The following is a 10,373-nucleotide window of genomic DNA, read 5'->3' as shown; positions in this document are numbered from 1 at the left end:
CCTGACCGATCGGTCAGGGGCCTTTTTTGATGGCAGGAAACCAGGGCGGCTCAGTAGCCGTAGATCATGGAGCGCTTGATCTCCGCCAGGGAGTGGGCGCCGCACATGGCCATGGTGTCCTCCAGCTCCGCCTTGAGCTTTTCCACATACACCTTCACGCCCTCGGCACCGGCGCCGTAGATCATGTTGATGAAGGGCCGGCCGATCAGAACGCCGTCCGCGCCCAGGGCCAGGGCCTTGAACACGTCCATACCGCTGCGGATGCCGCCGTCCACCAGGATGGTCATCTTGCCGCCCACCGCGTCGGCGATGGCGGGCAGGACCTCCGCCGTGGAGGGGCACTGATCCAGCACACGGCCGCCGTGGTTGGAGACCACGATGCCCTTGGCACCGGCCTCCAGGGCCTTCTTGGCACCGGCAACGGTCATGATGCCCTTGAGGATGAAGGGCTTTTCCGCCCGGGCCACGATCTGCTGGAGCTCCTCCACCGTCTTGCTGCCGGCGGGGGGCGTCATGTTCTTCAGGAACGGAAGGCCAGCGCCGTCAATGTCCATGGCGATGGCGAAGGGATCAGCGGCCTTCACCAGGTCCAGCTTTTCCTTGATGGTCTCCATGTTCCAGGGCTTGATGGTGGGCACGCCGCAGCCGCCGTTTTTGGCCAGCACCTGGGCGGCGCCCTGCATCACGGTGGGATCGGTGCCGTCGCCGGTGAAGGCGGCGATGCCGTTTTCCGCGCAGGCGGGGACCAGGATCTCATTGTAGGCAAGATCGCTGTACTTGTCACCGTAGTGCAGCGTCAGGGCACCCAGCGGGGCGGCGAACACGGGGAGCGCCACCTTCCGGCCGAAGAAGTCGAAGCTGGTGTCCACGGGCTTGTTCTCGCAGATGGTGTCCATGTTCACACACAGCTCCTGCCACTTCTGGTAGTTGCGGATGAAGCCGGTGCCGATGCCCTTGGCGCCGGGACCGGGGATGGTGTTCTTGCAGGCCAGTCCGTTGCACACGGGGCAGGACTTGCAGTAGGGACCCACGCAGTCACGGGCCTTGGCCTGGATTTCCTGATACGTCATAGGAAGTTCCCTCCGAATCTTACTCAAATCTCCTGTGCGGCCTGTCCGGCTACACGAATTTATTGTACCGCGCCGCGCCGGAAAAGGCAACCGGCACCGGGAAAACTTTCCAAAGGAGCGCCGGGCGCGGAACGTCCGCCGGAAAATCCCGTCTAACCTTATAGAGGACCCGGCTCCATGCCGGGATGCTATGGAAGCGGATGAGAAGAAAAGGAGGCGCGGCAATGAGAAAAAGAGGATTGGTGTGGCTGCTGGTGCTGGCGGCGGTGCTGACGCTGACAGGCTGCGGGGGGAAGGGGTCCGCTGAGACGGCCGCTGCGGACAACAGGAACTCCGTCGCTATGGATGAAAGCGATTTGGCAGAGCCCCAGGAGGCCTACGGCACCGACGGAGGCGTCTCCGGCGGGGATACCACCGGGGAACGGTCCGCCAAGCGGATCTACACCGCGGATTTGGAGTTGGAGACCACCGCTTTTGACCAGGCTGCGGAGGACCTGGAATCGCTGGTGGAGGAGTGCGGCGGTTACTTCCAGTCCAGCAGCGTCAGCGGCGGCGGAAGCGATTACCGCTCCGCTTCCTATACCGTTCGGGTTCCGGCGGAGCAGTACCGACCGTTTTTGGACCGGGCGGGGACGCTGTGTCACCAGCTGAGCATCCAGGAGTACACCGACGATATCACGGAGGTTTACTACGACGTGGAGGGGCGGCTCAAGACCCAGCAGACGAAGCTCTCCCGGCTTCAGGAGCTGCTGGAGCGGGCAGAGTCCATGGAGGACATCATCACCATCGAGTCCGCCATCTCCGAGACGGAGCAGACCATCGAGGATCTCTCCGGCACGCTGCGGGGGTACGACGCCCAGGTGGCCTACTCCACAGTGAACCTGACACTGCGGGAGGTCTATCGCCTCTCCGATGGTGACCAGCCTGCGGAGAGCTTCGGCGGCCGGCTGGGCAGGGCCTTTGCCGCCGGATGGCGGGGCTTTTTGCATGTGCTGGAGAGCCTGGCGGTGGCGCTGGCCTACGGCTGGGTGGTGCTGGTGGTGCTGGCGGCGGCCGGGGCCGGCGTGGTGCTGGTGCGGCACCGGCGGAAGAAGGCACGGAGCACGCCGGAGCCAGCGGCGGAAAAGAAGGATGACAAGCGAGTCTGAGAGGCGTATGATAAGGGAGGCGGACAGTCGTCCGCCTCCCATTTACATCAAAGGAGGAAGTGCGTATGCGCGTAACATGGCTGGGACATGCCTGTTTTTTGCTGGAAGAGGACGGCTACCGGATCGTGACGGACCCCTACACCGGAGTGGAGGGGTATCCGCCGCTGGAGACGGAGGCCCACGCGGTCTACTGCAGCCATCATCACTTTGACCACGATGCGGTGGACTGCGTCAAGCTGCTGCCTGCCCGGGAGAGCCCCTTCCAGATCCGGGAGATCCAGTCCTTCCACGACGACCAGAAAGGCACCCTGCGGGGGACCAACACCATCCGGGTGTTCACCGCCGGCGGTGTGTCTGTGGTCCATCTGGGCGATCTGGGCCATGCCCTCACGGCGGAGCAGCTGGCGGCCATCGGTCCGGTGGACGGCGTGTTGGTGCCGGTGGGCGGCTTCTACACGGTGGACGCCCGGGGTGCCAAGGCGGCCTGCGACGCCATCGGCCCCAAGTGGATCATCCCCATGCATTACCGCCACGCCCCCTACGGGCTGCCCAACGTCGCCGGAGTGGAGGACTTCCTGGCCCTCTGGCCGGCAGAGCAGATCCATCGCCTGTCCGGTACCTCCGTGGACACGGAGGCGGCACCTGCTGGCGTACTGCTGCCCAAATTCTGATTGACAAGGCAATTCAAACTGTGTAATATAATATTCGATACTAGATTACATGGTTTGGAGGTGCGCTTATGGAGCGCCAAAAAGAGATCACCCTCCTGGGGGACTCCATTCTGAAGGGAATCCAGGTGGACCCGGAGACCAGGAGTTATAAAGTCCGCAATGACATTGGCATCCCGGAGCTGGAGGCGGAATTTGGGCTGCATGTGCGCAACGACGCCCACTTCGGCGCCACCTGCGTCAAGGGTGGAAAGCTGCTGGACCGGCTGCTGGCCTCCGGGCGGCCCTGTCAGGCGGTGGTGATGGACTTCGGGGGCAATGACTGCGACTTCCGCTGGCGGGAGATTGCGGCGGAACCTGCCGGCACCCACCTGCCGGCGGTGCCGCTGCCGGAGTTCCGGGAGCGGTACCGGAGGATGCTCTGCCGACTGCGGGAGGCGGGTATCCAGCCGATCCTGATGAACCTGCCGCCGCTGCTGCCCCAGTGGTTTTTTGACTGGTGGTGCCGGGATCTGGATCAGGCGGCGGTGCGGACATGGCTGGGAGATCTCAGCAACATCTACGCCCATCAGGAGCGGTATTCCCGGGCGGTGGAGTCGCTGGCCCGGGAGGAGGCCGTGCCGCTGGTGGATGTGCGGGGGGCGTTTTTGGCTCACGGCCATCTGGAGACGCTGCTGTGCGAGGACGGTACCCACCCCAATTCCGCCGGACAGGCCCTGATCGGGCAGGCGTTCCGGGAATTTGCCGGCGGTCGGGTCCTGCTGCCGGAGACGGCATAAGGAAGTCGCAGGACAAAACGAAGCGAAAAAAGAAGCGGGAGACGTGACTTATTCACGTCTCCCGTTTTGTATGGGAAGAAGGTAGGCAAAAGGGGACGCCGCCGGTTTGTGGCGCTTTACCAGCGGTCCGGCCAGCCCACACCGCCGCCGGGGAAGGAGTCGAAGGGCTCCGGGGTCTCGGCCCTGAGCATCTCCGCGCGGATGGCGGCGGAGGTGTCCGGCACGGTGTCCGGTCCGAAATCGGCAAAGGCGGTGCTGTCCATCAAAATGGCACCCACCCGCTGCATATCTGCCAGGTTTGCCTGCTGGATCTCCTCAGTCTGGGAGGAGCAGCAGTCGGTGAGAATCACGGTGTTGTACTCCAGGGCCATGGCGTCGTAGCAGGTGGTGCGGATGCAGTTGGGGGTGGTGGTGCCGGTGAGGATCACCGTGCGGATATCCAGCCGGCGGAGGATCAGGTCCAGCTCCGTGTGGAAAAAGGCGCTCCACCGGGGCTTCCAGATGGTGTAATCTCCCGGCTGGGGCTGGAGACCCTCCGGTGCCCGGGCGCTGTTGGGTCCCACGGAGGCGGGACCGCAGGCCCGGCCGCCGGCTTTCCAGCCTTCGTACCGGGTCAGCTCCACATCACTGCCGTCCCGGCGGTAGATGCGCTTGACGAAAAACACGGGGATGCCCTTGTCCCGAGCCAGTTCCACGGCCCGGACACAGGCGGGCACCGTGGCGGCGGCGCCCCGGATGCAGTGTCCGCCCTGAGGGGTGACGAAGCCGTTTTCCATGTCGATGACCAGCAAAGCGGCGCGGGTGGGATTTTCTTTCATGGATGGACCTCCTTGATCAGTGTGGGCAGCAGGACGCAGGCGGCACTTACTCCCCGGCCGGGCGTCCGCTGTCGTTGCGGCGGAATACGTGGATGCGGAAGGAAATGCGGGTGGTGAGGGAGTCCAGCGCCGCCAGGCGCTCCTTGCCGGTGTAGGGGGTTTTCCAGGCATAGGGGGTCATGCGGAACAGGTTCTGGATGTCCTCCTGACAGGGCAGGGTGATGGCCCCGTCCACGGGCACAATGGTCTCGTAGGTAAAGCCCTCGTAAGGGGTCTCTTTTTCCTCGTTGGGGTAGGGGTGGTCGTAGAGCACCTCTTTGAGCTGCCACAGGTGGTCTGCCGCCGGAACCACGTAGATAAAGGCGCCGCCGGGGCGCAGCACCCGCCGGAATTCCTCCAGGGCTAGGGGGGAAAAGCAGTTGAGCAGAACGTCCACGCTCTGGTCTGCCACCGGCAGGTGGTAGGAGGAGGCCACCGCAAAGGCGATGTCCCGGTCCCGTTTGGCGGCGGTGCGGAGAATGAACTTGGAGATGTCGGTGCCCGCCATCTGGGGCCGCCGTCCCGCCCCCAGCAGGGCCCGGTGGATGCCGGCGGTGTAGTACCCCTCTCCGCATCCGGCGTCCAACACCACCGGTTCTGGGCCAGTATGGGCTAGAATAATACTACAAAGCGTATTCAACAGTGGGTCATAATACCCTTTGGATAGGAAATCCCGGCGGGCGGCGGCCATTTCCCGGTCATCGCCGGGGGCGGCGGAGTGTTTTTGATTGGGGGGCAGCAGATAGGTGTAGCCCTCCCGGGCGATGTCGTAGCTGTGGCCAGCCGGACAGCGGTAGGCCCGTTCCTCACGGCTGAGGGGGGCGCCGCAGACCGGGCAGCGAAACAAACTCATGACGGGCTCCTCCTTGTGACGTCATTGATCCACTTGCGGCTGCGCAGCCGCAAAATGCCCAGCGGCATCTTGCAGATGTTTTCCGAATAGATGCTCACGCACACCAGCGGCAGCGGCGCCTCCAGCACCAGGGCCGTCAGTGCCGCCATGGGCACCGCCACGCACCACAGGGGCGTCAGGTCGATGATGGTGGCCATCCGCACGTCTCCGCCGGAGCGGAGGACGCCGGTGATGTTGGAGATGTCAAAGGACTTGAGGGGCAGCAAAATGAGGTAGACCACGCACAGCGTGGCAGCAGCCTCGGTTGCCAGGGGCGAGAGGCTGAAGAGAGGATAGAGGTAGGGAATGAACACCAGCGGCAGTGCCACCGCCAGCGCAGCGGCCAGCCCCAGACCCAGCAGGAAGGAGACCAGCAGCAGACACCAGCTCAGATCGTAGACATGGTTCTTGTCCGTACCCTCGCCGATGGCCTTGCCCAGGATCACGGCGGTGGCCCCCGCGAGACCGAAGCAGGAGACAGTGGTGAACTTGTCGATATTGCCCATGATGGTGTAGGCCGCCAGCATGTCGGCGCTGTCGGTCATGTGGCCCAGGATGGCGGTCATCACCGTGGTGCCCAGGCCCCACATGGTCTCGTTGAAGAGCACCGGCGTGGCGTACTTGGCAAAGCTCCGGGCGGTGTCCCGGCCGGGCCGCAGCAGCAGCCGGGGCCGCAGGGGGATGCGGCGGCAGAGCAGGGCGTAGACCAGCACGATGAGAAACTCCACGATCCGGGCGGTGAGCGTGGCAATGGCGGCGCCGGTGATGCCCAGGGCGGGGGCGCCGAAGTTGCCGAAGATCAGGCAGTAGTTCAAAAAGGTGTTGAGCAGCATGGACGCGGCAAATACCTTCATGCCCAGCGCCGGGTTTTCCGCACTGCGCTGCATGCTGACATACACGCTGCTGACGGCATTAAAGATGTAGGAGATACCGACGATCCGGAGATACGGCGCGCCCAACTCCACCAGGGTGCGGTTGTCGGTCACCAGCAGCAGTACCTGATGGGGAAAGAAGAAGAGCACCGCCGCCATGGCTGCGGCGATCACCAGCCCGGCGTACATGGCAAAGCCCATGCAGCGGTTGATGGCGTCCAGGTCCTGCTTGCCCCAGTACTGACTCACCAGGATGGTGAGGCCGCTCATCAATCCGAAGATGATGACCTGGATGAGGTAGATGGGGGCATTGGCGGCGGTGACGGCGGAGAGCTGGTCGCTGCCGAGCAGTCCCACCATGAAGGTGTCCACAAAGCCCAGGGACGTGGTGATGAGGTTTTGAATAATCAGCGGAAGCGCCAGACGGAACAGCCGGCTGTAAAAGCCGGGTTCCCGGCGGAGATAGTGAAACATGGGGCACATCCTTTGCAATGAAAATGGGGATGCCGGCGCAAAGTGGGGCCGGGCATCCGGCGTCAGGGGAAGAATGGCCGGAAATGCCTCAGAGCATGGGCATCCGGGTGTCGTGGTGGCACTGGAGGGCCTGGACGCAGGCGTCGATCTCCTCCCGGGTGGTCTCCGGACCGAAGCTCAGGCGCACCACGCTGCCGGCGGTCTTTTTGGGCAGATGCAGCGCGGCCACCACCTGGCTGGGCTTGCCCTGGTGGCAGGCGGAGCCGGCGGAGATGCAGATGCCCTGGCTGCCCAGGTCGTTGACGATGTTCTGGCTGGGCCAGCCCACCAGGGAGACAGAGAGAATGTGGGGCGCGTCGCTGCGGCCCACGAACACCAGGTCCGGGATGGAGCTCAGGCGCTCCTGGGCGTAGGCCTTGATTTCCGCCATGTGGCGGAGCTTGTCCTCCAGCCCCTCTGCCCGCAGCTCCACCGCCTTGGCAAAGCCGGCAATCTGGGCTGTGGCCTCCGTGCCGGAGCGCAATCCCCCCTCCTGGCCGCCGCCGGGCAGCAAGGGCCGGGGGTTTTTCACCCGGGGCCCGATGTACAGCGCGCCGATCCCCTTGGGGCCGCCGATCTTGTGGGCGGAGATGGTGACAAAGTCCGCTCCCAGGGTCTTGGCGGAGAAGGGGATCTTCAAAAAGCCCTGGACGGCGTCAGTGTGGAGCAGGGTCTGGGGATTTTTGGCGGCCAGGCCCCGGGCAATCTCCTGAATGGGGTAGATGGTGCCCAGCTCGTTGTTCACCAGCATGCAGGACACCAGCGCCGTGTCCGGCCGGACAGCGTCCAGCACCTGCTGGGCAGAGATCCCGCCCTCACTGTTGGGAGTGAGGTAAGTGACCTCCCAGCCCTGACGCTCCATCCAGCGGCAGCCCTCCAGCATGGCGCTGTGCTCCACCGCGGTGGTGACGATGTGATGGCCCAGGCGGCGGTTCTGCCAGCAGGCGGCCTGGATGGCCCAGTTGTCCCCCTCGGTGCCGCAGGAGGTGAAAAACAGCTGCCGGCTTTCACAGCCCAGCGCCTTGGCCACTGTCCTGCGCCAGAGTTCCACTTTCTTTTTCATCTCCAACCCCATGGGGTACTGGGCGCTGGGGTTTCCGAAGTGCTCCGTGAGCACGGTGTACATGGTGTCTGCCACGGCCCGGGGTACCGGGGTGGTGGCTGCGTGGTCGAGATAGATCATGGCTGCAAACCTCCTGCCGTTGGGGGTTGCCCGGCGGCGAAAATACACGTATAATAGACATGCCTATTCATTATAATCAGGATTTTTCGAAAGCGCAAGGAGTAACCATGAAAGTTGCCATCTATACCCTGGGATGCAAAGTGAATCAGTACGAGACCCAGGCCATCGAGCAGACCCTCCGGGCACGGGGCCATGAGGTGGTGCCCTTTACTGAGGAGGCGGATGCCTATGTCATCAACAGCTGTTCCGTCACCGCCGTCAGCGACCAGAAGTCCCGGCAGATGCTCCACCGGGTCCGGCGGCAGCATCCCGACGCCGTGGCGGCGCTGTGCGGCTGCTACCCCCAGACCCACGCCGAGGACGTCCGGGCCCTGGATGTGGACCTGATCGCCGGCACCGGGGACCGCATCGGCTTTGTAGAGCTGCTGGAGGAGGCGGCGGAGAAAAAGGGCCGCATTGAGGCCATCGACCAGTCCTTTGAGCGGCGAGTGTTCGAGGTGCTGCCCGCCGGCGGCCTGGAGGAGCGGACCCGGGCCATGCTCAAGGTGGAGGACGGGTGCGTGAACTTCTGCACCTACTGCATCATCCCCTATGCCCGGGGACCGGTGCGGTCCCTGCCGCTGGACGAGGCGGCCCGGCAGGCCGCCGGACTGCGGGAGGAGGGCTACCGGGAGATCGTGCTCACCGGCATCGAGATCTCCTCCTGGGGCCGGGATTTGAAGGACGGCACCTCCCTCATCGATCTGCTGGAGGCGGTCTGTGCCGCGGCGCCGGGGGTCCGCATCCGGCTGGGCAGTCTGGAGCCCCGGACGGTGACGGAGGATTTCTGCCGCCGGGCTGCGGCACTGCCGGACCTTTGTCCCCAGTTCCACCTGTCGCTGCAAAGCGGGTGCGACGAGACGCTGCGGCGGATGAACCGAAAGTACGATACCGCCCGATATGCACAGTCTGTTGCACTTTTAAACCAATATTTTGACCGTCCAGCCATTACCACGGACCTGATCTGCGGATTCCCGGAGGAGACGGAGGAGGAGTTTTCCAAGACGCTCCGCTTCATCGCCGCCTGCGGCTTTGCCCAGATGCACATCTTCCCCTACTCCGTCCGTCCCGGCACGCCGGCGGCGAAGATGGCCCAGGTCCCCAAGGCGGTGAAGGAGGAGCGGTGCCGCCGGGCCTCCGAAACGGCTGCCGGGATGCGCCGGGCCTACCTGGAGGGCTGCGTGGGGCAGGTGTACCCGGTGCTCTTCGAGCAGCCCCGGGACGGCAAGTTCTTCGGCCATGCCCCCAACTACATGGAGGTGCTGGCGGATGGCGAGGGGCTGCACAATGTGGTGCGCTCCGTGGAGATCACCGGCACGGATGGTCAGGTCCTGCTGGGCCGCATTCTGGAGGCGTGAGATGAGAAGTCACTTTTTCGCCTATCTCTCCCGGATGCGCTTCATCCAGCGCTGGGCCCTGATGCGCAACACCGCTCCGGAGAACGTGCAGGAGCACAGCCATCAGGTGGCGGTGCTGGCTCACGCCCTGGCGGTGATCCGCAACGAAAAGTTTGGCGGACATGTGGACCCGGGGGCGGTGGCGGTGGCGGCACTCTACCACGACGCCAGCGAGATCTTCACCGGCGACATGCCTACCCCCATCAAGTACGATAACCCCGCCATTCAGGAAGCCTACAAGGATGTGGAAAAAATGGCGGAGCAAAAGCTCCTGGGAATGCTGCCGTCGGAGCTGAGGGAGGTGTACGCCCCCATCCTCACCGTGCCGGACGAGGAGACGCGGTGTCTGGTGAAGGCGGCGGACAAGCTCTCCGCCCACATCAAGTGTTTGGAGGAGCTCAAGGCCGGAAATCTGGAGTTCCGTCAGGCGGCGGAGCAGACCCGTCGGGCCCTGGAGGGCTATGGCCTGCCGGAGGTGACCTATTTCATCGACACCTTCCTGGAGAGCTTCACCCTGACCCTGGACGAGCTGAAATAAGAAATAACGAGAGGAGGGGCCCGAATGGAGACCATGGATGCAAAACTGCGCACTCTGCGGGAGCAGGTGGCCCGGCAGGCCCAACTGCGCAGCCGGGAGAGAAGTCTGCAAAGTCAGCTGCCTGCCCTGAAGGCCCGGGAGGCAGAGCTGGCTGCCGCCCGGAGCAAGGAGCAGAGGGATGTGGACAAACTGGAGGGCGGGAGCCTGACGGCGTATTTTCTCCGGTTCACCGGCGGTCTGGACGACCGGCTGGATCAGGAGCGGGCGGAGGCATCCCAGGCCGCCGTGCGGCATGACATGGTCTGCCGGGAGCTGGCGTCGGTGCAGGCGGACCTGGCGGCAACCCGGGAGGAACTGACGGCGCTTGCGGGCTGTGAGGAGCAGTACCGGGCGGCGCTGGCGGAAAAGGCCCGGCAG

General features: G+C 64.4%; 10 protein-coding genes and 1 pseudogene. 6 read left to right on the top strand and 5 right to left on the bottom strand.

The window, feature by feature from the left end:
• Positions 1-50: 50 nt before the first annotated feature.
• The gene (locus QZL67_RS06435) at positions 51-1,070 is read right to left on the bottom strand and encodes an alpha-hydroxy-acid oxidizing protein (RefSeq protein ID WP_022289922.1); all 1,020 of its coding nucleotides are present in this window, start codon (positions 1,068-1,070) and stop codon (positions 51-53) included.
• A 224-nt stretch (positions 1,071-1,294) separates the two neighbouring features.
• Here QZL67_RS06435 and QZL67_RS06430 point away from each other — a divergent pair, with 224 nt between their 5' ends.
• The 3 genes from QZL67_RS06430 to QZL67_RS06420 all read left to right on the top strand — a co-directional run bounded on the left by QZL67_RS06430 (position 1,295) and on the right by QZL67_RS06420 (position 3,665).
• On the top strand, positions 1,295-2,218 hold the full coding sequence (locus QZL67_RS06430; RefSeq protein ID WP_022289921.1) for a DUF4349 domain-containing protein: 924 nt from the start codon (positions 1,295-1,297) through the stop codon (positions 2,216-2,218).
• 65 nt (positions 2,219-2,283) lie between these two features.
• Complete coding sequence (locus QZL67_RS06425) at positions 2,284-2,889, top strand: MBL fold metallo-hydrolase (protein WP_022289920.1); 606 nt, start codon at positions 2,284-2,286, stop codon at positions 2,887-2,889.
• 68 nt (positions 2,890-2,957) lie between these two features.
• A complete protein-coding gene (locus tag QZL67_RS06420; protein WP_022289919.1) occupies positions 2,958-3,665 on the top strand; it encodes an SGNH/GDSL hydrolase family protein in 708 nt (235 codons plus the stop codon).
• A gap of 116 nt (positions 3,666-3,781) precedes the next feature.
• Here QZL67_RS06420 and QZL67_RS06415 read toward each other — a convergent pair whose 3' ends face one another.
• The 4 genes from QZL67_RS06415 to QZL67_RS06400 form a co-directional block, all read right to left on the bottom strand.
• Positions 3,782-4,483 (bottom strand): cysteine hydrolase family protein, encoded by a 702-nt coding sequence (locus QZL67_RS06415; RefSeq protein ID WP_022289918.1) that lies wholly within the window; start codon positions 4,481-4,483, stop codon positions 3,782-3,784.
• 46 nt (positions 4,484-4,529) lie between these two features.
• On the bottom strand, positions 4,530-5,375 hold the full coding sequence (locus QZL67_RS06410; RefSeq protein ID WP_022289917.1) for a putative RNA methyltransferase: 846 nt from the start codon (positions 5,373-5,375) through the stop codon (positions 4,530-4,532).
• Positions 5,372-6,760, bottom strand: coding sequence for an MATE family efflux transporter (locus QZL67_RS06405; RefSeq protein ID WP_022289916.1), 1,389 nt, complete (start codon positions 6,758-6,760; stop codon positions 5,372-5,374). The genes QZL67_RS06410 and QZL67_RS06405 overlap by 4 nt, the downstream gene beginning before the upstream one ends.
• 88 nt (positions 6,761-6,848) lie before the next feature.
• The gene (locus QZL67_RS06400; protein ID WP_022289915.1) at positions 6,849-7,982 is read right to left on the bottom strand and encodes a cysteine desulfurase family protein; all 1,134 of its coding nucleotides are present in this window, start codon (positions 7,980-7,982) and stop codon (positions 6,849-6,851) included.
• A 107-nt stretch (positions 7,983-8,089) separates the two neighbouring features.
• Here QZL67_RS06400 and mtaB point away from each other — a divergent pair, with 107 nt between their 5' ends.
• The 3 genes and pseudogenes from mtaB to QZL67_RS06385 all read left to right on the top strand — a co-directional run.
• On the top strand, positions 8,090-9,379 hold the full coding sequence (gene mtaB, locus QZL67_RS06395) for a tRNA (N(6)-L-threonylcarbamoyladenosine(37)-C(2))-methylthiotransferase MtaB (RefSeq protein ID WP_022289914.1): 1,290 nt from the start codon (positions 8,090-8,092) through the stop codon (positions 9,377-9,379).
• Between the two features lies 1 nt (position 9,380).
• Complete coding sequence (gene yfbR, locus QZL67_RS06390) at positions 9,381-9,956, top strand: 5'-deoxynucleotidase (protein WP_022289913.1); 576 nt, start codon at positions 9,381-9,383, stop codon at positions 9,954-9,956.
• Between the two features lie 24 nt (positions 9,957-9,980).
• Positions 9,981-10,373 (top strand): annotated as a pseudogene (locus tag QZL67_RS06385) (hypothetical protein); the annotation flags it as partial.

The sequence above is a fragment of the Oscillibacter sp. CAG:155 genome (assembly GCA_000436875.1).
Lineage (GTDB): Bacteria > Bacillota > Clostridia > Oscillospirales > Oscillospiraceae > Oscillibacter.
This window is presented reverse-complemented; position numbering and strand designations above follow the sequence as displayed.